This window comes from Pseudomonas sp. P5_152 (assembly GCF_033989915.1).
In the GTDB taxonomy this organism is placed as follows: domain Bacteria; phylum Pseudomonadota; class Gammaproteobacteria; order Pseudomonadales; family Pseudomonadaceae; genus Aquipseudomonas.
Map to the genome: position 1 here is coordinate 3,841,894 of NZ_JASFAH010000002.1, position 21,149 is coordinate 3,863,042.

Genomic DNA, 21,149 nt, shown 5'->3' on the forward strand with positions numbered 1-21,149 from the left:
CGATCGGTCAGCTTCCTCAGCGTCACGCCAGTGCTGCAACAAACGGCATAGCCCCGCGGGCTGGCAGGCGGGGCGTCCTCGCCGGGGTATCGGCGCTGTGCTATCGTTGCGGCATCATTTTGTCGAAATCAACGAGAATCCCCGCATGAAGCTGGCTGTCTGGACGACAGAATCCATGATGAGCTGCAAGCGCTTGGTGCTGGCTGGGATTCTCTGTCTGTTCAGCGTGCAACTGTTCGCCGAGAGCCGATTGCCGGCCAGCATGGCCGACCAGCGCGCCCGCTCGGTGACCCAGGTGGTGCTGGGGATTCTCAGCTACGCCCGCTGGCCGGTCGAACCCGAAAAATTGCGCCTGTGCCTCCTCGGCCCTACCCAATACACCGACGACCTGGTCAAGGGCACCACCCAGGCCACCGGCCGTCCGGTGTTGGTGCGCCGACTGTTGGCGAGCTACCCGGCTATCGCCACTGAATGTGATGCGGTCTATATCGGCGAACTGAGCGCCGAGGAACGCAGTGGCTTGTTCACCTCGTTGATCGGGCACCCGGTGCTCAGCATCAGCGAGGCCGACGAGCATTGCGCGGTGGGCAGCCTGTTTTGCTTGCGAGTCAGCGACCAGCAAGTGTCGTTCGAGGTCAACCTCGACTCGGTGGCGCGCAGCGGCGTGCGCATTCACCCCAGCGTATTGCAACTCTCGCGTCGCAAGTCGGTAGCGCCATGAACCTGTTCAACCGAGACGGGCGTCCGACCCTGCGTTCAGTCATTGGCCGTGGCAACCTGATCGTGGCGCTGGTCGGGGTGGCCATGACCAGCTTGTCCCTGACGGTGCTCGGTGTGCTGGCGTTGCGGGTGTATGCCGATCACAACCTGCACCTGATCGCCCGTTCCATCAATTACACCGTGGAAGCGGCGGTGGTGTTCAACGACAAGGCCGCCGCCAACGAAGCGCTGGCCTTGATCGCCTCCACCGAAGAAGTGGCCGACGCGCAGGTGTTCGATGCCCAGGGCCAGTTGTTGGCCCGCTGGCAGCGTGGTGAGCACGGGCTGGTCTCGGCATTGGAAGTGCAGATCGCCCGCCGCGTGCTGGAAGAACCGATCCGCATGCCCATCGTCCATCAGGACCGGGAAGTCGGCAGCATCCTGATCATCGGCCATGGCGGCAGCCTGATGCGCTTCCTGCTCAGCGGCCTGGCGGGGATTATCCTGTGCAGCGCCCTCAGCGCCTGGGTTGCGTTGTTCCTCGCGCGGCGCCAACTCAAGGGCATCACCGGGCCGCTGCGCAGCCTGGCGCGAGTGGCGCACGCGGCCCGCAGCGAGCGCGCCTTTGACCAGCGCGTGCCGCCGGCGCGCATCGCCGAACTGGACAGCCTGGGCAACGACTTCAATGCCTTGCTCGACGAACTGGAGTCCTGGCAGACCCACCTGCAGAGCGAAAACGAAAGCCTGGCGCACCAGGCCAATCACGACAGCCTCACCGGGTTGCCCAACCGGGCCTTCTTCGAAGGGCGGCTGGCGCGGGCCGTGCGCAGTGCCAGCAAGTACAACGAACGAGTGGCCGTGCTGTTTCTCGACAGCGATCGGTTCAAGGGCATCAACGACAACTACGGGCACGCGGCCGGCGATGCGGTGCTGGTAGCGGTGGCCACCCGGGTACGTGCGCAATTGCGCGAAGAAGACCTGGTGGCGCGGCTCGGTGGCGATGAGTTTGCCGTGCTGCTGACCCCTCTGCACAAGATCGAAGATGCCGAGCGCATTGCCGGCAAGATCATCGCCAGCATGGCACTGCCGGTGCAGTTGCCTGATGGCTCCTCGGTCCAGACCTCGCTGAGTGTCGGGATCGCGCTTTACCCGGATCATGGTGCCACCCCTGGCACCTTGTTACATGCCGCCGACGCGGCGATGTACCAGGCCAAACGCCTCTCCCGAGGCGGGCAATACACGGCACGGTCGGAGCACCTTGCCGCCAATCTTAAAACCAGGAGCTAACCTCGTGTTCTCAGTTACCCAGCGTTCCCTTCGATTCTTCACCCTGACCCTGTTCATGGCCATGCTGGCCTTGACCGGGTGCCAGACGGCGCCGCAAAAGGGCCTGACCCCCGCGCAAATCGCCGTGCTCAAACAGCAGGGGTTCGAACTGACAGACGAAGGCTGGGCGTTTGGCCTGTCGGGCAAGGTGCTGTTCGGCAGCGACGTGGAAAGCCTCAACGCGCAGAGCACGGAAATTGTCGAGCGCATCGGCAAGGCGCTACTGGGAGTTGGCATCGACCGCGTGCGAGTCGACGGCCACACCGATGCCTCCGGCAAGGAAGCCTACAACCAGCAACTGTCCATGCGCCGCGCCAAGAGCGTGCGCAACGTACTGACCCGCGTCGGCATGCGTGAAGAAAACGTCCAACTGCGCGGCCTCGGCAGCAGCGTACCGGTAGCCTCGAACAAAACCGCCAGCGGCCGCACCGAAAACCGCCGCGTGGCCATCGTGGTCAGCGCCGACTAATCGGCAAAGTGTATCTGGCGGGTCTCACCCATCAACAACCCCTGGTTCTGCTCGGTCACGTTACGGATGTAGTCCCACAACAGGGTAATCCGCTTGAGCTTGCGCAAATCCTCCCGGCAGTACATCCAGAACTGCCGGGTGATGTTGATTTCTGCCGGTAGCACCGGCAGCAGCCGTGCATCCTGGGCCGCCAGGAAGCACGGCAGGATGGCCAGCGAGCGGCCTTGCTGGGCGGCGACGAATTGGGCGATCACGCTGGTGCTGCGCAGGTTGGCGCTGGCGCCGGGCAGGACGTTGGCGAGGTACAGCAGCTCCGAGCTGAAGGCCAGGTCGTCGACATAACTGATGAACTGATGCTGGGCCAGGTCCGCCGGGCGGCGGATGGGCGGGTGTTGGTCGAGGTAGTCCTGGGTCGCGTACAGCTGCAGGCGGTAGTCGCAGAGTTTGCAGCAGACATACGGCCCGTGCTCCGGGCGCTCAAGAGCAATGACGATGTCCGCTTCGCGCTTGGACAGGCTGATGAAGTGCGGCAGCGGCAGGATGTCCACCGAGATCGCCGGGTAGGCATCGACGAAGTGGCTCAACTGCGGCGTGATGAAAAAGCTGCCGAAGCCTTCGGTACAGCCCATGCGCACATGGCCGGACAACGCCACCCCCGAACCTGACACCTGCTCGCACGCCATGTGCAGGGTGCTTTCTATCGACTCGGCATAGCCCAGCAGGCGCTGGCCCTCGGCGGTGAGGACAAAGCCGTTGGTCCGCGACTTCTCGAACAGCAGGGTGCCCAGGGCGCCTTCCAGCGAACTGATGCGCCGCGACACCGTGGTGTAATCCACGGCCAGGCGTTTGGCGGCCGTGCTGGCCTTGCGGGTACGGGCCACTTCGAGGAAAAACTTCAAGTCATCCCAGTTCAGGGAGCCCAGCGATGTGATGTTTTTTTGCATGTTGGACCGGCTTTTATGTGCGTTCTTATTAGAAGTTTGCACATCTATACTCCAAAAACAGTCCGCCCACCACGTCGCGGTCCACGCCTCATCTCAAGGCGGCTTGTTCGCCTTGGCTCCCAGCATAACTATAAGTCCCGGAGACCAGCATGAACGCATCCCTCACGCCCAACGAAACCACCGTGCAAACGGCCAAGCTGTTGATCGACGGTCAATGGGTCGAGTCCAAGACCACCGAATGGCACGACATCGTCAATCCGGCGACCCAGCAAGTGCTGGCCAAGGTGCCGTTTGCCACCGCTGAAGAAGTCAACGCTGCCATCGACGCCGCCCATCGTGCGTTCCAGACCTGGAAACTGACCCCGATCGGCGCGCGGATGCGCATCATGCTCAAGCTCCAGGCCTTGATTCGCGAGCACTCCAAGCGCATCGCCGTGGTCCTCAGTGCCGAGCAGGGCAAAACCATCGCCGACGCTGAAGGCGACATTTTCCGTGGCCTGGAAGTGGTCGAGCACGCCTGTTCCATCGGCACCCTGCAAATGGGCGAGTTTGCCGAGAACGTCGCCGGTGGCGTCGACACCTATACCCTGCGCCAGCCTATCGGTGTGTGCGCTGGCATCACCCCATTCAACTTCCCGGCGATGATCCCACTGTGGATGTTCCCGATGGCCATCGCCTGCGGCAACACCTTCGTGCTCAAGCCGTCCGAACAGGACCCGCTGTCGACCTTGCTGCTGGTGGAACTGGCGATCGAAGCCGGCGTACCGGCCGGTGTGCTCAACGTGGTGCACGGCGGTAAGGACGTGGTGGATGCGCTGTGCACCCACAAGGACATCAAGGCGGTGTCCTTCGTCGGTTCGACCGCGGTCGGCACCCACGTCTACGACCTGGCCGGCAAGCACGGCAAGCGCGTGCAATCGATGATGGGCGCCAAGAACCACGCCGTGGTACTGCCGGATGCCAACCGCGAGCAAACCCTCAACGCCCTGGTCGGTGCCGGTTTCGGTGCGGCCGGGCAACGCTGCATGGCCACCTCGGTAGTGGTCCTGGTAGGTGCGGCCAAGCAATGGCTGCCGGACCTCAAGGCGCTGGCGCAAAAACTCAAGGTCAATGCCGGCAGTGAGCCAGGCACCGATGTCGGCCCGGTGATCTCCAAGCGCGCCAAGGCACGGATTCTCGACCTGATCGAAAGCGGTATCAAGGAAGGCGCCAAGCTGGAACTCGATGGTCGCGAGATTAGCGTCCCGGGCTTCGAGCAAGGCAACTTCGTCGGCCCGACCCTGTTCTCCGGGGTGACCACCGACATGCAGATTTACACCCAGGAAATCTTCGGCCCGGTGCTGGTGGTGCTCGAAGTCGACACCCTTGACCAGGCGATCGCCATGGTCAACGCCAACCCGTTCGGCAACGGCACCGGCCTGTTCACCCAGAGCGGGGCAGCGGCGCGCAAGTTCCAGAGCGAAATCGACGTCGGCCAGGTGGGTATCAACATCCCGATCCCGGTGCCAGTGCCGTTCTTCAGCTTCACCGGTTCCCGTGGCTCCAAGCTCGGCGACCTGGGCCCGTATGGCAAGCAAGTGGTGCAGTTCTACACTCAGACCAAGACCGTCACCAGCCGCTGGTTTGATGACAACAGCGTCAACGACGGTGTGAACACCACGATCAACCTGCGCTAAGGAGCCCGACATCATGAAGATTGCGTTTATTGGTCTGGGCAACATGGGCGCGCCGATGGCGCGCAACCTGATCAAGGCCGGCCATTCGTTGAACCTGGTCGACCTGAACAAGGCGGTGCTGGCCGAGCTGGAGCAACTGGGCGGGCACATCAGCGCCACGGCCCGTGAAGCCGCGCAGGGCGCCGAACTGGTGATCACCATGCTGCCGGCCGCGGTGCATGTGCGCAGCGTCTGGCTGGGTGAAGACGGCGTACTGGCGGGGATCGGCAAAGGGGTCCCGGCGGTGGACTGCAGCACCATCGACCCGCAGACCGCCCGCGATGTCGCCGCAGCGGCAGCCAAGCAGGGCGTAACCATGGCTGACGCACCGGTGTCCGGCGGCACCGGTGGTGCGGCGGCCGGCACCCTGACCTTCATGGTCGGCGCCACGGTGGAGCTGTTCGCCACCCTGCAACCGGTGCTGGCGCAGATGGGCCGCAACATCGTGCACTGCGGTGAAGTCGGCACCGGGCAGATCGCCAAGATCTGCAACAACCTGCTGCTGGGCATTTCCATGGTTGGCGTCAGTGAAGCCATGGCCCTGGGCGACGCGCTGGGGATCGACACCGGCGTGCTGGCGGGGATCATCAACAGCTCGACCGGCCGTTGCTGGAGTTCGGAGATGTACAACCCCTGGCCTGGGGTGGTGGAAACCGCGCCGGCTTCGCGCGGCTACACCGGTGGTTTTGGCGCCGAACTGATGCTCAAGGACCTCGGCCTGGCCACCGAAGCAGCACGCCAGGCGCATCAGCCTGTGGTAATGGGCGCGGTGGCCCAGCAGCTGTACCAGGCCATGAGCCTGCGCGGTGAAGGTGGCCAGGATTTCTCGGCCATCATCAACAGCTACCGCAAGCCGCAGTAAAACAGGCACCGCCACACACACACAAAAGCCTGTGGGTCCGGGCTTGCCAGGGATGGTGGTGTGTCAGTGGCCGTAAATGCTGGCTGTGCCGGACCCATCGCGGGCAAGCCCGCTCCCACATTGGATCTGTGGTACACACAGATCCCGCATACGCATAAAAAACCTGTGGGAGCGGGCTTGCCCGCGAAGAGGCCGGCACAGTCAATATCAACGTTGACGGTGCTGGCGCATTCGCGGGCAAGCCCGCTCCCACAGTGGTTTTGCACCCATTACCGGATGCAATGCTCAGGCAAACACGAAGTACTTGCGCACAGTCTCCACCACTTCCCAGGTGCCTTTCATCCCCGGCTCGACCACAAAGATGTCACCCGCACGCAGATGGATCGGCGCCATGCCGTCCGGGGTGATCACGCAGTAGCCTTCCTGGAAATGGCAGTACTCCCACTTCACATAGTCGACTCGCCATTTGCCTGGCGTGCAGATCCAGGTGCCCATGATCTTGCTGCCATCCTCGCTGGTGTAGGCGTTGAGGTTGACGGTGTGCGGGTCGCCTTCGAGCTTTTCCCATTTGCAGGCGTCGAGCACTGGCAACGGGTGGGTATCACGAAGGACGGTAATGGGTTGGGACATGCTGACTCCGGGCGTTGGGCAGGAATGAAGTCCCACCCTATAGCGCCCGGCGCAGGCTCAGTTGTCTGTGCTCGACACTCAGCTGCCCAGAAACGCGCTGGACCTCAGACCCGCTCCAGCGTGCACTGGTCCTGCACCTGGGCCAGGCTGGCCTGCAACGCGCTCAATTGCTGGTGTTGGCGGGTCAGTTGCTTGATGGTGTCGGTCAGTTGCCGCTTCTTGTCGGTGATCGCCTGGTGCGCCAGGTTCCAGGGCGGAGTCTGGCCACGGTGCGGCTCGAACATCGCCTGCATTTCCTTGAGCTTGAAACCCAGTTGCTGGGCGCACTTGATGAAACTCAGCAACTCGACGCTCTGCTGGTCGTAGATGCGGTACTTGCCCTGGCGCTGGGCAGGCGGCAACAGGCCGATGTCTTCGTAGTGACGAATGCTCTTGATGGTGGTGCCGGACAGTTTCGCCGCTTTACCGATGTACATGAAAAGTCCCTTTTTCGTGGATGTCCCGGATAACGCGGCGGATTATCCCTGAGACTTACCCCTGAGCGATAGCCTTGGCGCGTGCCAGCCAGGTCTGGCGCTGACGTGCGGTCGAGTTCAGCAGCGGGCCGAAGGTCAGGGTGGTGCGCGGGCGGATGCCGCAGAACGCCAGGGTGGTCTTGCGCACCTGGTGCAACCCGGGCATGCGATACACCCAGCGGTAGTACCAGGGCGGGGTGTCCATAGTCACCAACAGATCGGCGGTGCGCCCCTGCAGCAGCTTTTGCGGAAAGGCTTTGCCCGGGCGGTACTTGAAGGCAAAGCCGGGAAGCAGCACTCGGTCGAAAAAGCCCTTGAGCAACGCCGGAATGGCCCCCCACCAGATCGGGTAGACCAGTGTCAGGTGCTCGGCCCAGGTGATGTCTTCCTGCGCCTTGAGCAGGTCGGCTTCCAGTGGCTGGACCTGCTGGTAGCCTTCGCGCAGGATCGGGTCGAAACTCAAGGTACCCAGGCGCAGCTCGCGCACTTGATGCCCGGCCTCCCGGGCCGCCTGCACGTAGTGATCGGCGAGGGCGCCGCAGAAACTCTGGCTCGAAGGATGGCCGAGAATCACCAGTATCCGTTTGCTCATGTGCTTACCCCGCGATAGTCGAGGCGCGAGGATAAAGTCGACCCCACGGGGGAGAGTCAAGGGGCGCGGCGAATGCTGCTGGCGTAGCGTGAAATATCTATCGGCTAAACGGTGATTTTTTAGCATTAAGTGCGAAACATTTGCTGAATGCCGAAGTTTTTCGCAAGAAAGTTCAGGGGTTTCGCTCGTATCATTCACGCGTGAGCAAGCCGAGATTTGAACAATGAAAAAAACACCATCCTGGTGGGACATCAGCCCACCCTTGAGCACCGCGACACCCACCTGGCCGGGTGATACACCCTTCCAGGAAGAGCGGGTCTGGACGTTCGGTCCCGAGTGCCCGGTCAACGTCGGGCGCATTACCCTGTCGCCGCACACCGGCGCCCACGTCGACGCGCCCCTGCATTACAGCCCGGACGGTGCGCCCATCGGCGAGGTGTCGCTGGAGGTCTACATGGGCCCGTGCCGCGTCCTGCATTGCCTGGACAGCGGCACCCTGGTGCAGCCCGAGCAGCTTGCCGGGCGCCTGCAGCAGTTGCCTGAGCGGGTGCTGTTACGCACCTACCGGCAGGTACCGCTGGCCACCTGGGACCCGGACTTCACTGCCGTGGCCAAGGACACCGTGGACCTGCTGGCCAGCCTCGGCGTGCGCCTGATCGGTATCGATACACCGTCCCTCGACCCGCAACAATCCAAGACCATGGACGCGCACAACGCCGTCGCTCGCCATGGCATGGCGATCCTCGAAGGGATCGTCCTCGATGACGTGCCGGAAGGTGACTACGAGCTGATCGCCTTGCCGCTGCGCTTTGCCAATCTTGACGCCAGCCCGGTCCGGGCGATTTTGCGTCCGCTGAATACATCGCCACTTGAGGAGCCTGCGCAATGAGCCAATGTCCCTATTCCCCGGGCAACCAGACAGACGAATGGCATAACGCCGAGCTGAATTTTTCCGACTCCATGAGCTACGGCGACTACCTGGACCTGGGGCGGATTCTCAGCGCCCAGCACCCGTTGTCGCCGGACCATAACGAAATGCTGTTCATCATCCAGCACCAGACATCCGAGCTGTGGATGAAACTGATGCTGCACGAACTCAAGGCGGCCCGTGAGCACGTGCGCCTGGGCGAGCTGCCACCAGCGTTCAAGATGCTGGCGCGGGTGTCGCGGATCTTCGACCAACTGGTGCATGCCTGGACCGTGCTGGCGACCATGACCCCCACCGAGTACCACGCGATCCGGCCATTTCTCGGGCAGTCGTCGGGCTTCCAGTCGTTCCAGTACCGCGAGATCGAATTCATCCTCGGCAACAAGAGCGCCACCCTGTTGCGCCCCCATGCCCACCGTCCGGAACTGCTGGCCGAACTGCAGCAGTCGCTGGCCACGCCATCGCTGTACGACGAGGCGATTCGCCTGATGGTCAGCGCCGGCCTGGCGATCGACTCGCAGCGCCTGACCTGCGACCCGACCCAGCCAACCGCCCATGACGCCTCGGTCGAAGCCGCCTGGCGAGTGGTCTACAAGAACCCGACGCAATACTGGGACCTGTACCAGTTGGCCGAGAAGTTCATCGACCTCGAAGACTCGTTCCGCCAGTGGCGCTTCCGCCATGTGACCACGGTCGAGCGGATCATCGGCTTCCAGCCAGGCACCGGCGGCACCGAAGGCGTGGGTTACCTGCGCAAGATGCTCGACACCGTGCTGTTCCCTGAACTGTGGCGCGTACGCTCCACCCTCTGAACACAGGGATTGTGGTTTACGCAGACAGTAAAAAGCCCCGGCATTCAGCGAATGCCGGGGCTTTTTACTGGCTGACGGTTATCGCGCGACCGACAGCGCTCGTGTGCGGGCAACCCGCATGCGGTAGGCCACGTACAGGATCGCGACCCAGACCGGAATCGCGAACACCGACGCCCGTATGCCCGGGATCGCCAGCATCACGCAGACGATCATGAGCATGAAGGCCAGGCACAGATAGTTGGTGTAGGGCGACCAGAATGCCTTGAAGCCCGGGACGATGCCTTTGAGGTGCATGGCCTTGCGGAACTTCAAGTGCGTCAGGCTGATCAGCGCCCAGTTGATCATCAGCGAAGCAACCACCAGGGCCATCAACAGCTCCAGCGCACCGTGGGGTGCCACGTAGTTGACCACCACGCACAGCAGGGTGACCAGCGCCGAAACGCTCAACGCCAGCAGGGGCACGCCTTGCTTGGTCAGTTTCATCAACTGCTTGGGTGCATCGCCCTGTTCGGCCAGGCCGTAGAGCATGCGGCTGTTGCAGTAGACGCCGCTGTTATACACCGAGAGCGCCGCGGTCAGGACCACGAAGTTGAGGATCTGCGCCGCCGTGTCGCTGCCGATCAAGGCAAAGATCTGCACGAACGGGCTGCCGCTGTAGGCATCGCCGGAAGCGCCGAGGGTCTGCAACAGCTGGTCCCAAGGGTACAGCGAGAGCAGCACGGTGAGTGCGCCGACGTAGAAGATCAGCACCCGGTAAACCACCTGGTTGATCGCCTTGGGAATCACTTTGCGCGGCTCGCTGGCCTCGGCAGCGGTAATGCCCACCAGCTCCAGGCCGCCGAAGGAGAACATGATGAACGCCATCGCCATCAGCAGGCCGGTGGTGCCATTGGGGAAGAATCCGCCGTGCTCCCACAGGTTGCTCACCGAGGCCTGCGGGCCGCCGGTACCACTGAACAGCATGTAGCAACCGAGGGCGATCATGCCGATGATGGCCACGACCTTGATGATCGCGAACCAGAACTCCATCTCGCCGAACACTTTGACGTTCATGGTGTTGATCAGGTTGACCAGCACAAAGAACACCGCCGCGCTGACCCAGGTCGGCACCTGCGGCCACCAGAACTGGATGTACTTGCCGACGGCGGTCAGCTCCGCCATGCCCACCAGCACGTACAGCACCCAGTAGTTCCAGCCGGACAGGAAACCGGCAAACCCGCCCCAGTAATTGTGGGCGAAGTGGCTGAAAGAACCGGCGACCGGTTCCTCGACAATCATCTCGCCGAGCTGGCGCATGATCAGGAAAGCGATGAACCCGGCAATCGCATAGCCGAGAATCATCGAGGGGCCCGCTGACTTGAGTACACCTGCGGAGCCGAGGAACAACCCTGTGCCAATGGCACCACCCAAGGCGATCAGCTGGATATGTCTGTTCTTCAGCCCTCGCTTGAGTGTGCCCTGTTGCTGTATTTCATCCGCCATCTGGTTACCTTCTAGTTGTTTTGGTCCGGCTGTGTTGCACCCCGACAGCTTATTCAATTACCGCCCGTTTGTGAGCGTCAGACGTTGCTTTCGGTGAACTTTTCGTAATAAAGCTGCACCTTTTCCAGGCTTTGCGCCGCCAGCCACGTCTTGATCGACTCGACCATCGGCGGTGGTCCGCAGACGTACATGTCGGCGGCGCTGTCGCGCCATTGGCTGGCATCGAAGTGCTCGGCGATGTAGCCGCGCTTGCCGGTCCAGGCTGGCGTGGGTTCGCTGACCACCTCGGTGTAGCGAAATCCCGGCAGGTGCTGGGCGTAGGCCCGGATGCGCGCGGCCTCGCACAGATCGGCTGCATCGCGCACCCCGTAGTACAGGTGCACCGGCTGATCACAACCGCGTGCGGCCATTTCGTCGAGCATCCCCAGCAGCGCCGACAAACCGGTGCCGCCGGCCACCAGCACCAGTGGCCGGGTGATGTGGCGCAGGTAAAACGCCCCCAGTGGTGCTTCCAGTTCGATGCGATCGCCGACCTGGCAACGCTGGCGGATGTAGTTGCTCATGGCGCCGTCCGGCAGCAGGCGAATCAGGAACTGCAGCTGATTGCTGGCGTCGGGGCGGTTGGCGAACGAGTAGGAACGTTTGCTGCTGGTGCCGGGAATCAGCAGCCGCGCGTATTGCCCCGGGAGGAAGTCCAGCAGCGGTGCGCCGGGCTCCAGCGCCAGGTGCAGGATCGCGGTGCTGGCCGAAACCTGGGTGACCTGGCTGACGGTGCCGCTAAGCTGGCCCGGCCCGGCGGCGTTGCACAGGCTGGACGCGAAGTCGAAGTAGAAGGCGGCATCGGACTTCACCCGGGTCTGGCAGGTGAGCATCTTGCGCTGTTGCAGGTCCAGGCTGGAGAGGGCTTCCTCGTCCACATAGTCCTGGCTGTAATCGCCGGATTCACAGCGACCCTGGCACGTGCCACAGACCCCTTCGCGGCAATCCAGGGGAATCTTGATGCCATTGCGCAGCGCGGCATCGAGCAGTATTTCGTTGGCCTGCACGGGAAAGAACAGGGTCTTGCCGTCGGCAAAGCTGAACGCGACCTTATGGTTCATTCACAACTCCAAAAAAGCCGTAGCAACTGTCGAGCCCGCGAGGCTGCGTTGCGTGTCCGCAGGACCGCCCTCGGGGATTGGCGCGCCTCGTGGGCTCGGCAGCTGCTACAGGTCACAAGTGGTAGAAGTCGAGCACCGAGTTGATGGTGTCGTTGAGCAGCAGCACGTGCTTGCGGGTGATCAGCCAGCTGTCGTTGTGCGGCGTCAGGCGATAAGTGGCATTGCCATAGAACTGCTCGGAGGTGGCCAGGCGGTAGAACAGGGTGTGCCAGTTCAGGCGCACCTCCAGTTCGCCTTGGGGCAGCTCGCTGATCCGCACGTTATTGATCAGGTGCAGGGTGCGCGGCATGGGCGTGGCCGAGGCGGCCTTGCCGGTGCGCAGGCGAAACACCCGGTCTTCCAGGCCAGAACGGTTGGCGTAGTAGATCAGCGACATCTCGCGCTTGGGGTCCTGGGTGTAGACGTGCTCGGAGTCCCATTGCGGCAGGTGGAACTCGCTCTGCTCAGCGAACAGCTGGAGGTAGGCGTCCCAGTCCTTGGCGTCGCACAACTCGGACTTACGGTAGAAAAACTGCTCGATCTGATACTGCAATTGCGCATTCATGGTCACACCTCACGCAGCTTCAGGGATTGTTTGTCCAGGCCGTCGAGCAGGAACTTCTGCCAGTTGGCATGCTGGTTGACGTACAGCCCTTCGTGGGTGAACTCGGTGCCGGTCATGGCCGGAGAGATGCCGATGGCCTCGCTGTTGGGCGTGGCGCCCGTGGCCCAGCGATGGCTGCCGCGGGAGATATCGCTCCAGCGCTCCAGGCGTGCCTGGAAACCGCGCTGGGCTTCACGGAACTCCACCAGGTCGTCTGGAGTGCCAAGGCCGGAGACGTTGAAGAAGTCCTCGAACTGGCGAATACGGTTTTCGCGGTCGGCGTCCGACTCGTTTTTCACCCCCAGGCACTGGCTGATGATCTCGGTCTTGTTCCACGCCACCGGGCGGATGATGCGCAACTGCGAGCTGATCTGGTCGAGGAAAAACAGGCTCGGGTAGACGTTCAGGTTGCGCAGGCGATGCATCATCCATTCGGCCTTTTGCTGGCCGTGTTCTTCGATCAGGCGCGGCATGATGGTCGCGTAGCCGGAGCGTACCGAGGGGTTGGGCATGTCACTGAACAACACGCTGTGCCCGTTGTTGAAGGCGAACCAGCCGTCATCGGTGTTGGCATCGCCGGCACCGAGCTTGCTGTAGTCCAGGGTGCTGCCGCCGGCGCTGCCGTTTTCGCTGTTGACCTGCTGGCGATGCTGCACCGTGGCCACGTAGTTATAGTGAACCGTGCTGACGTGGTAGCCATCCAGGCCATTCTCGTTCTGCAGTTTCCAGTTGCCATCGTAGGTGTAGGCCGACTTGCCGGGCAGCACCTCCAGTTCGCCGGTGGGCGACTGCGCGACCATCATGTCGAAGAACACCCGGGCGTCACCCAGGAAGTCTTCCAGGCTGTCGCTGCCCTGCACATCGAGGCTGATGAACACAAACCCCTTGTAGCTCTGGATGCGCGCCTTCTTCAGGCCGCGAGTGGCCTTGTCGAAGCCTTCCGGGTACTCGCCCGGGGCCTTGACCTTGACCAGGCGGCCGTCGCTTTTGTAGCACCACGCATGGAATGGGCAGGTGAAGGTCGACTGGTTGCCCTTGCCGACCCGGGTCAGGGTGGTGCCGCGATGCTGGCAAGCGTTGATCAGTGCATTGAGCTGGCCGTCACCGTCGCGAGTGATGATCATCGGCTGGCGTCCGGCACGCATGGTGACGAAGTCGTGGTTATTGGCCAGCTCGCTTTCGTGGCAGGCGTAGATCCAGTTCTTCTCGAAGATCAGCTCCATTTCCAGGTCGAACAGCTGCGGCTCGGTGAACATCTCCCGGGCAATGCGAAACACGCCCTCCACCGGACGGAAGTCCAGGCAACCTTCGATAAACGTTTTCCACTGCTCGAGGTTTTTCTCGCCACTCATGGGTCTGCGCCTTTTTTTATTCAAGCTAATCGGTGCGCACATTAGAGAGAGCTGGGCGGGGCAGGGTCTATCCGGTTACTCGACGAAGGCAATCCACAAAATCCGCTGGGGCCGACAACGGGCAGTGGGTGCGGGTAACACCTGGGCAGCGAATACCCATCGCTGCGCCCCAAACGATGAACGGCTGCCCCAACCGGCAGCATTGAGGTACTGTTTTGCCCAGTTTGGAGGACTGTGCCAGGGCAACTATCCTGCTCTGTTGCGCCGGGTTATCCGCTTATTCGGCGATTGCTATCCATCGACTCAGGGAGCGGGTCGAGTGGTCTGGAACTTGCTCCGTCCAAACCAGAGGTGCGCCGTCAGAGTGCACTGAAAAAATATTGCCGTGGGTGCGCCGTGATGAGTAGCAAAGCCGATCCGCAGAGTCGCGATATTCGTATCGATCACTATGACCTTGAAGGGGCCAGGACCTGGATGTCCGGTATCTGTGGCCCTCATCGCCTGGAAACCGCCACCCCCGAGCGGATCCGTTTTCACCACAGTGCCAATGTCTTCAAGTCGATGGCCACCACCCTCGGTACCATCGAGTACGGCACCGACGTGACGGTGGATATCGAAGACGCCGAGCACTTCAGCAGCTACAGCCTCAGCCTGCCGCTGGTGGGTGAGCAGGAGCTGCGCAAGAACGGCAGCCTGCTGCGCTCGGATCGTGACCAGGGGGTGATCATTTCACCGAACGAAAACCAGGTGCTGGCGATTTCCGGCGACTGCCGCAAGGTCCAGGTGGTGATCACCCGGGCGGCCATGAGCGAGTCCCTGGAAGGCATCCTGCAACGTCCGCTCGACGCACCGCTGCGCTTTGAACCGCTGATGGATGCGGTGGATGGCGCATCGGCCGCGTGGTGGCGCATGGCGCGCTATTTCATTGCGGAGCTTGAGCACAGCAGCTCGCTGTTTGACCAGGTGACCTTCACCCGCGACATCGAAAGCTCGTTGATCAAGGGCCTGATCCTCGCCCAGCCCAACAACTACTCCGAGGAGCTGCGCGGGGTGCTGGGGGTGAAGGTGCCGCACTACCTGGTGCGGGCCAAGCAGTACATCCACGACAACGCCCGCGAAGCCTTGCACCTGGAAGACATCGAGGCCGCGGCGGGGGTGTCGCGGTTCAAGCTGTTCGAGGCGTTTCGCAAATACTTCGCCCTGTCGCCCATGGCCTACCTGAAAAAACACCGCTTGAATGCAGTGCGCCAGGACCTGCTCGAACACGGTCAGGCGCGCAATATCTCCGAGGTTGCCATGGCCTGGGGTTTTACCCACATGGGGCGTTTTTCCGCCGAGTACCGCAAGCTGTTCGACGAGTCCCCCAGCGCGACCGTGCAGCGCAACGAAGCCCGGCGCATGCGCGGGCTGTGAGCTGTTGCCGGGCTACTTGCGCGCGACCAGGTCGAGCAGGTCGTCGCGCTCCTTGATCTTCTGCAGGACGATTTCCGAGCGGATATCGGTGACCCCCGCCGTGCGGTTGAGCTTGTTGACGATGAAATCCGAGAAGTGCTTGAGGTTGCGCGCCTGCACCCGCAGCACGTAGTTGCTGGCGCCGGTGATCACGTAGGCGGTGGCCACTTCCGGCCACGACTGGACCTTCTTGATAAAGGTCTCGTGCCAGTCCTCCGTGTCCTGGCGCAGGGACACATGGACAATGGCCTCAAGCTCCACCCCCAGGCGCTCGGCGCTCAGTTCGGCGCGATACCCGGTGATGATTCCCTCGCTCTCCAGCAGGCGTAAACGACGCAGGCAGGCCGAGGGTGACAGCGAGACCTTTTCCGCCAGTTCCTGGTTGCTGATGCGCCCATCCTGCTGCAGGTGATGGAGGATCCGCAGGTCTGTGGAGTCGAGATTCATGGTTTGAATAAATCCGCGTTTTTATCGGTTGGATTCGAATAATCTTCGAGATAACTACTATATGACCTCGCACTTTGCACGAAAATTCTGCAAGCCTTCGTTCATTATTTGCTCATCGTGCAAGTGCGAAAACCTCCGGAAATCGGTGCTCGCCGGCCGCATGCCACTTAAAGAACAGGACCGACAATGACCACAAGAAACGCTTGCCTGGCGCTCGATGCCGAGGACTCCCTGGCCCCTTTGCGTGAACAGTTTGCCTTGCCAGCCGGGGTGATCTACCTCGACGGCAACTCCCTGGGTGCCCGCCCGGTCGCCGCTTTGGAGCGTGCCCAGGCAGTGATCGCCCAGGAGTGGGGTGACGGCTTGATCCGCAGCTGGAACAGCGCCGGCTGGCGTGACCTGCCGCAACGCCTGGGCAATCGCCTGGCCAGCCTGATCGGCGCGGGCGACGATGAAGTGGTGGTCACCGACACCACCTCGATCAACCTGTTCAAGGTGCTCGGTGCAGCGCTGAAAGTGCAGGCCGGTCGAGCACCGGAGCGCAAGGTGATCGTCAGTGAGTCGAGCAACTTCCCCACCGACCTGTACATTGCCCAGGGCCTGATGGACCTGCTGCAACAAGGCTACAGCCTGCGCTTGGTGGACACCCCCGAGGCGCTGGCGCAGGCCATCGACCAGGACGTCGCGGTGGTGCTGCTGACCCACGTCAACTACAAGACCGGCTACATGCACGACATGGCGGCCATGACCGCGCTGATCCACGAATGTGGCGCGCTGGCCATCTGGGACCTGGCTCACTCGGCGGGTGCGGTGCCGGTGGACCTGCGCCAGGCCGATGCCGACTACGCCATCGGTTGCACCTACAAATACCTCAATGGCGGCCCGGGTTCGCAGGCGTTTGCCTGGGTCTCCCCGAAGCTCTGCGACCTGGTTGCGCAACCGTTGTCGGGCTGGTTCGGCCACGTCCGCCAGTTCGACATGGAGTCCGGCTACGAGCCGAGCAAAGGCATTGCGCGCTACCTGTGCGGCACCCAACCGATCACCTCGCTGGCCATGGTCGAGTGCGGCCTGGACATCTTCGCCCAGACCGACATGCGCAGCCTGCGCCGCAAGTCCCTGGCCCTGACCGACCTGTTCATCCAGTTGGTCGAGGAGCGCTGCGCGGCCTACGACCTGACGCTGATCACCCCGCGTGAACACGCCAAGCGTGGCAGCCACGTCAGTTTCGAACACCCGCAAGGCTACGCGGTGATTCAGGCACTGATCGCCCGGGGCGTGATCGGCGACTACCGTGAGCCGCGGATCATGCGGTTCGGCTTCACCCCGCTGTACACCAGCTTCACTGAAGTGTTCGATGCGGTGCAGATCCTCGGCGAGATCCTCGACCAGGAAACCTGGGCCCAGGCGCAGTTCCAGGTGCGCCATAGCGTGACCTGACTCATAGATTCACCGGATCCCTGTAGGAGCGAGCTTGCTCGCGATGAACGTCAGCGATAACGCGTGCTGCCTGAAACAACGCGTCGCCCTCAGGTTCTTCGCGAGCAAGCTCGCTCCTACAGGGCCCCGGTGTCTGATCGACGATGTGCTCTAAAAAAATAATATCCAGAGGACAGATACATGAGCGAAGCCGGTGGCTTTGACACGATTTCCAAGCGCGAGCAGGGCCTGCGGCGGCAGTTGACCTCGGGGCAGATGAGCATGATCGCCATTGGCGGAGCAATCGGTACCGGGTTGTTCATGGGCAGCGCCTACGCCATCGGCTATGCGGGGCCCAGCGTGCTACTGAGCTACGCGATCGGCGCAATCATTACCTTGCTGTTGATGGGCTGCCTGGCGGAAATGACCGTGGCCCATTCCACCTCCGGTTCATTCGGCGCCTACGCCGAGTTCTACGTCAGCCCGCTGGCCGGGTTCCTGGTGCGGTACGCCTATTGGGCGGCGATTGTGCTGGCGGTCGGCACGGAAGTAACGGCGGTGGCGATGTACATGAAGTACTGGTTCGCCAACGTGCCGGAGTGGATCTGGATCGTCTCGTTTTCCAGCGTGCTGATCGTGCTCAACGCGATCAGCGTGAAGACCTTCGGCACCTTCGAGTACTGGTTCTCGACCATCAAGATTGGCGCGATCGTCGGCTTCATCATCCTTGCGGTGTACGTGGTGTTCGGCTCTGGCAACCCGGAGTACGGGGTGCAGCATTACACCGCCCATGGCGGCTTTTTTCCCAATGGCCTGCAGGGCATGTGGGTGGCGGTGATCGTGTCGATCTTCAGCTACCTGAGCGTGGAAATGATCGCGGTGGCGGCCGGCGAGGCCGAGGACCCGGAGCGGGCGGTGAAAAAAGCCTTTCGCGCGACCATCGTGCGCCTGGTGGTGTTCTACCTGCTGACCCTGGCCCTGATGCTGGCGATCGTGCCGTGGGTCCAGGCCGGGCAGGCGCAGAGCCCGTTCGTTACCGTGATGCAGACCATCGGCATTCCCGGGGCGACCGGGGTGATGAACTTCGTGATCCTGATTGCCGCGTTGTCGGCGATGAACAGCCAGTTGTACATCACCACGCGAATGATGTTCAGCCTGTCCCGTGGTGGCTACGCACCCAAGGCAATGGGCGCGCTGAGCAAGAGCGGGATCCCGCTCAACGCCCTGTTACTGTCGAGCTCGGGCATCGCCCTGGCGACGCTGCTGAATCTGCTGTACCCAGAAAGTTCGTTCACCCTGATGATGGCGATCTCGATGTTCGGGGCGATTTTCACCTGGTTCATGATCTTCCTCACCCACTACTGTTTCCGTCGTTATCACCAGCGTCACGGTGAGAAAAAGCTGTCCTTTCGCATGCGCTTTTTTCCCTACAGCACCCTGCTGGGACTGGTGTTGATGGCCGCGGTAATGATCACCACCTACTTCACCGACGCATTCAAGATGACCCTGGTGTTCGGCGTGCCGTTCCTGCTGATCCTATCGGCGGTGTATGGGCTGTTCTTCAGAAAGCCCAAGCCGGCCACCGCCAATCTCGAAAACGCCTAACCCCCGTGCTCCTACATCATCAATCCGTGGATAGCGCATCGAGCAAGGCGCTGGCATAACGCGGCAAGGCCTCGAACGAGCGGGCGCACAGCAGCAACTTGCGCTGCGCCCAGGGCTCATCCAGGGCGCAGCATTTCAAACCCTGCCCGGCGGCAAAGCGCTGCACCGCCGCCTGCGGCACAATCGCCAGTCCTGCGCCATGGGCGACCATGCGCATCACCCCGTCAAACCCCTCGGCCCGGATGCGCATCGACATGCGTTGCCCGCTGTGCAAGGCCTGCTCTTCCAGATAGATCGCCAGCGCGTTGTGGGCATTGAGCCCAACGTACTCATGGGCCAGGGTCTGGCTGAAACTCGGTGCTCGAACGCTGGCGAGAGGGTGGTCGTGGGGCATGACCAGCACCAGCGGATCGTCGCGAAACGGCCGGGTGTCCAGGCCCGAAGTGTCCACCGCATCGGACACAATGCCCAACTCGGCCGTGCCTTGATGCAGGGCGTGGGTGATGCGCAGGCTCGGCAGCTCTTGCAGGTCGATGTCGAGGTTGGGGTGAGCGCGCAGAAAATCCGCCAGTAACTCGGGCAAGTACTCGGTAATCGCCGTGGTGTTGCACAGCAAGCGCACCTGGCCTTTGACACCCTTGGCGTATTCCGCGAGGTCCTGTTGCAGGTGTGCGGCCTGTTGCAGCATCAGCCGCGCATGTTGCGCCAGTGCCTTGCCAGCGGGCGTCGGGCTGACACCCCGGCGCCCGCGCTGGAAAAACGCGGTGCCCGCCGAAGCTTCCATCCCGCGGATCCGCGCACTCGCCGCCGCCAGTGACAAATGACTGCTCGCGGCGCCGGCGGTGATGTTGCCGGCTTCGAGGATGTTCAAGTACAGCCGAAGGTCAACCAGATCGAAATGCATGGGTGGGACACCCTGTAGGAGCGAGCGCCCGCTTGCGGCGCCCGCTTGCGGCTTGCTCGCGATGACGGCATCAGCCGCGATGAAATATCTGACTCTGTCAAAACAAGAGGCAACCTCAGTATATGGCAGATTTTCACAAGCCCGCGAACACGCCACGATAAGCCCATGAACACACTTCTGGCGTTTTACCAAAACCTCGGTCTGGCCCTTTCATTGCTGGTGATTCTGACCTTCCTGATGGCCGGCATGATCAAGGGGGTGATCGGCCTTGGCCTGCCGACCATCGCCATGGGCTTGCTGGGCCTGGCTATGGCGCCGGCGCAGGCTGCGGCGTTGCTGATTATCCCGGCGACCCTGACCAACCTCTGGCAACTGGCGTTCGGCGGACACTTGCGCGCGCTGGTGTGGCGCTTGTGGCCGATGCTGTTGGCAATTTTTCTCGGCACCGGCGCAGGCACCCTGTGGCTGGGGATCGACGGCGGGCAGTGGGTGGTGCGGGCGTTGGGCGGCGCGTTGTTGCTCTACGCCCTGAGCGGCTTGCTGTTGCCCGCGTTGCGAGTCGGTGCCGGCCACGAGCGTTGGCTGGGACCGTTGTGTGGCGTGCTGACCGGGGTCATCACGGCGGCCACCGGGGTCTTTGTGATTCCGGCGGTGCCGTACCTGCAAGCGCTGGGGTTGGGCAAGGATCAATTGGTGCAGGCGCTGGGCCTGTCATTCAGCGTCTCGACCCTGGCCCTGGCCGCCGCGTTGCTGTGGCGCGGCGCACTCGGCGGCGGAGAGCTGAGTGCGTCGCTGCTGGCGCTGATTCCCGCGGTGCTCGGGATGTGGCTGGGGCAATGGCTGCGCCAGCGGATCAGCGCCGTGCTGTTCAAGCGGGTGTTTTTCATCGGCCTGGGCTTGCTTGGCGCTCACCTGCTGGTCAACGGCTAGCGGATGACGGGCTGAGCATGTCGATCTGGCGGATCTCGAAATCGCGCTCCAGGTAATCCATGCGCTTGGCAAAGAATGCCTGCATGTGCGGCAGGTTCGAGTGCCGGTCCAGATCAGCCTGGGACGCCCAGATTTCGTAGAAGATGAACAGTGTCGGGTCCTGCTGGTCGCGCAGCATGTGGTACTCGATGCAGCCCGGCTCCGCGCGACTCGGTTCGACGTAGGCGTGGAACAGCGCGGCAAAGGCCTCGGCCTGCTCCGGGCGGGTTTTGGCGTGCAGGATAAAGCCTTGTTGCTGGTTCATGGAGAACTCCTCTTGAGTGGAT

22 protein-coding genes are annotated in these 21,149 nt (G+C 62.4%); 11 read left to right on the forward strand and 11 right to left on the reverse strand.

The window, feature by feature from the left end; all coding sequences use genetic code 11:
* Nucleotides 1–145 precede the first annotated feature (145 nt).
* From QMK50_RS17310 to QMK50_RS17320, 3 genes are read left to right on the forward strand one after another with little or no spacing between them, the layout of a single operon-like run.
* A complete protein-coding gene (locus tag QMK50_RS17310; RefSeq protein ID WP_095171304.1) occupies nt 146–721 on the forward strand; it encodes a YfiR family protein in 576 nt (191 codons plus the stop codon).
* Nucleotides 718–1,986: a diguanylate cyclase domain-containing protein gene (locus QMK50_RS17315; RefSeq protein ID WP_159993631.1), complete on the forward strand. Its 1,269-nt coding sequence runs from the start codon at nt 718–720 to the stop codon at nt 1,984–1,986. The genes QMK50_RS17310 and QMK50_RS17315 overlap by 4 nt, the downstream gene beginning before the upstream one ends.
* Nucleotides 1,987–1,990: 4 nt before the next feature.
* A complete protein-coding gene (locus QMK50_RS17320; protein WP_320333587.1) occupies nt 1,991–2,494 on the forward strand; it encodes an OmpA family protein in 504 nt (167 codons plus the stop codon).
* Here QMK50_RS17320 and QMK50_RS17325 read toward each other — a convergent pair.
* Nucleotides 2,491–3,438 carry a LysR family transcriptional regulator gene (locus QMK50_RS17325; RefSeq protein WP_095171298.1) on the reverse strand — a complete coding sequence of 316 codons (948 nt, stop codon included), beginning with the start codon at nt 3,436–3,438 and terminating at the stop codon, nt 2,491–2,493. The two genes, QMK50_RS17320 and QMK50_RS17325, sit on opposite strands and share 4 nt — an antisense overlap.
* A gap of 149 nt (nt 3,439–3,587) precedes the next feature.
* On the opposite strand from QMK50_RS17325, the gene QMK50_RS17330 reads away from it, so the two are divergent.
* Both QMK50_RS17330 and mmsB read left to right on the forward strand, forming a co-directional pair.
* Nucleotides 3,588–5,114 carry a CoA-acylating methylmalonate-semialdehyde dehydrogenase gene (locus tag QMK50_RS17330; protein WP_095171296.1) on the forward strand — a complete coding sequence of 509 codons (1,527 nt, stop codon included), beginning with the start codon at nt 3,588–3,590 and terminating at the stop codon, nt 5,112–5,114.
* Nucleotides 5,115–5,127: 13 nt separating this feature from the next.
* Complete coding sequence (gene mmsB / locus QMK50_RS17335; protein ID WP_095171294.1) at nt 5,128–6,015, forward strand: 3-hydroxyisobutyrate dehydrogenase; 888 nt, start codon at nt 5,128–5,130, stop codon at nt 6,013–6,015.
* A 285-nt stretch (nt 6,016–6,300) separates the two neighbouring features.
* Here the strand turns inward: mmsB and QMK50_RS17340 are convergent, their stop codons facing one another.
* The 3 genes from QMK50_RS17340 to QMK50_RS17350 form a co-directional block, all read right to left on the reverse strand.
* On the reverse strand, nt 6,301–6,645 hold the full coding sequence (locus QMK50_RS17340) for a cupin domain-containing protein (protein WP_095171292.1): 345 nt from the start codon (nt 6,643–6,645) through the stop codon (nt 6,301–6,303).
* A gap of 104 nt (nt 6,646–6,749) precedes the next feature.
* A complete protein-coding gene (locus QMK50_RS17345; protein WP_095171290.1) occupies nt 6,750–7,121 on the reverse strand; it encodes a MerR family transcriptional regulator in 372 nt (123 codons plus the stop codon).
* Between the two features lie 55 nt (nt 7,122–7,176).
* Entirely contained in the window at nt 7,177–7,752 is a 576-nt protein-coding gene (locus QMK50_RS17350; RefSeq protein ID WP_095171288.1) for an NAD(P)H-dependent oxidoreductase, read from the reverse strand.
* Between the two features lie 223 nt (nt 7,753–7,975).
* On the opposite strand from QMK50_RS17350, the gene kynB reads away from it, so the two are divergent.
* A complete protein-coding gene (gene kynB / locus QMK50_RS17355; protein ID WP_320333588.1) occupies nt 7,976–8,641 on the forward strand; it encodes an arylformamidase in 666 nt (221 codons plus the stop codon).
* Complete coding sequence (gene kynA, locus QMK50_RS17360) at nt 8,638–9,492, forward strand: tryptophan 2,3-dioxygenase (RefSeq protein WP_320333589.1); 855 nt, start codon at nt 8,638–8,640, stop codon at nt 9,490–9,492. The genes kynB and kynA overlap by 4 nt, the downstream gene beginning before the upstream one ends.
* Before the next feature lie 78 nt (nt 9,493–9,570).
* Here kynA and QMK50_RS17365 read toward each other — a convergent pair whose 3' ends face one another.
* The 4 genes from QMK50_RS17365 to antA form a co-directional block, all read right to left on the reverse strand.
* Nucleotides 9,571–10,974: an amino acid permease gene (locus QMK50_RS17365; protein WP_159993633.1), complete on the reverse strand. Its 1,404-nt coding sequence runs from the start codon at nt 10,972–10,974 to the stop codon at nt 9,571–9,573.
* A 77-nt stretch (nt 10,975–11,051) separates the two neighbouring features.
* Nucleotides 11,052–12,074, reverse strand: coding sequence for an anthranilate 1,2-dioxygenase electron transfer component AntC (gene antC / locus QMK50_RS17370; RefSeq protein ID WP_320333590.1), 1,023 nt, complete (start codon nt 12,072–12,074; stop codon nt 11,052–11,054).
* 112 nt (nt 12,075–12,186) lie between these two features.
* Nucleotides 12,187–12,678 carry an anthranilate 1,2-dioxygenase small subunit gene (gene antB, locus QMK50_RS17375; protein ID WP_159993637.1) on the reverse strand — a complete coding sequence of 164 codons (492 nt, stop codon included), beginning with the start codon at nt 12,676–12,678 and terminating at the stop codon, nt 12,187–12,189.
* A 2-nt stretch (nt 12,679–12,680) separates the two neighbouring features.
* The gene (gene antA, locus QMK50_RS17380; RefSeq protein WP_095171278.1) at nt 12,681–14,069 is read right to left on the reverse strand and encodes an anthranilate 1,2-dioxygenase large subunit; all 1,389 of its coding nucleotides are present in this window, start codon (nt 14,067–14,069) and stop codon (nt 12,681–12,683) included.
* 399 nt (nt 14,070–14,468) lie between these two features.
* On the opposite strand from antA, the gene QMK50_RS17385 reads away from it, so the two are divergent.
* A complete protein-coding gene (locus QMK50_RS17385) occupies nt 14,469–15,482 on the forward strand; it encodes an AraC family transcriptional regulator (RefSeq protein WP_320333591.1) in 1,014 nt (337 codons plus the stop codon).
* Nucleotides 15,483–15,494: 12 nt separating this feature from the next.
* Here QMK50_RS17385 and QMK50_RS17390 read toward each other — a convergent pair whose 3' ends face one another.
* On the reverse strand, nt 15,495–15,968 hold the full coding sequence (locus QMK50_RS17390; protein WP_095171274.1) for an Lrp/AsnC family transcriptional regulator: 474 nt from the start codon (nt 15,966–15,968) through the stop codon (nt 15,495–15,497).
* 186 nt (nt 15,969–16,154) lie between these two features.
* Between QMK50_RS17390 and kynU the strand changes: the two genes are divergently transcribed.
* Both kynU and QMK50_RS17400 read left to right on the forward strand, forming a co-directional pair.
* A complete protein-coding gene (kynU, locus tag QMK50_RS17395; protein WP_095171273.1) occupies nt 16,155–17,405 on the forward strand; it encodes a kynureninase in 1,251 nt (416 codons plus the stop codon).
* A gap of 180 nt (nt 17,406–17,585) precedes the next feature.
* Entirely contained in the window at nt 17,586–18,989 is a 1,404-nt protein-coding gene (locus QMK50_RS17400) for an amino acid permease (RefSeq protein ID WP_095171271.1), read from the forward strand.
* Nucleotides 18,990–19,008: 19 nt separating this feature from the next.
* Here QMK50_RS17400 and QMK50_RS17405 read toward each other — a convergent pair whose 3' ends face one another.
* On the reverse strand, nt 19,009–19,893 hold the full coding sequence (locus QMK50_RS17405; protein WP_320333592.1) for a LysR substrate-binding domain-containing protein: 885 nt from the start codon (nt 19,891–19,893) through the stop codon (nt 19,009–19,011).
* Between the two features lie 165 nt (nt 19,894–20,058).
* Here QMK50_RS17405 and QMK50_RS17410 point away from each other — a divergent pair, with 165 nt between their 5' ends.
* A complete protein-coding gene (locus QMK50_RS17410; protein ID WP_320333593.1) occupies nt 20,059–20,823 on the forward strand; it encodes a sulfite exporter TauE/SafE family protein in 765 nt (254 codons plus the stop codon).
* Here QMK50_RS17410 and QMK50_RS17415 read toward each other — a convergent pair.
* Nucleotides 20,813–21,127 (reverse strand): putative quinol monooxygenase, encoded by a 315-nt coding sequence (locus QMK50_RS17415; protein WP_320333594.1) that lies wholly within the window; start codon nt 21,125–21,127, stop codon nt 20,813–20,815. The two genes, QMK50_RS17410 and QMK50_RS17415, sit on opposite strands and share 11 nt — an antisense overlap.
* Nucleotides 21,128–21,149: the final 22 nt, after the last annotated feature.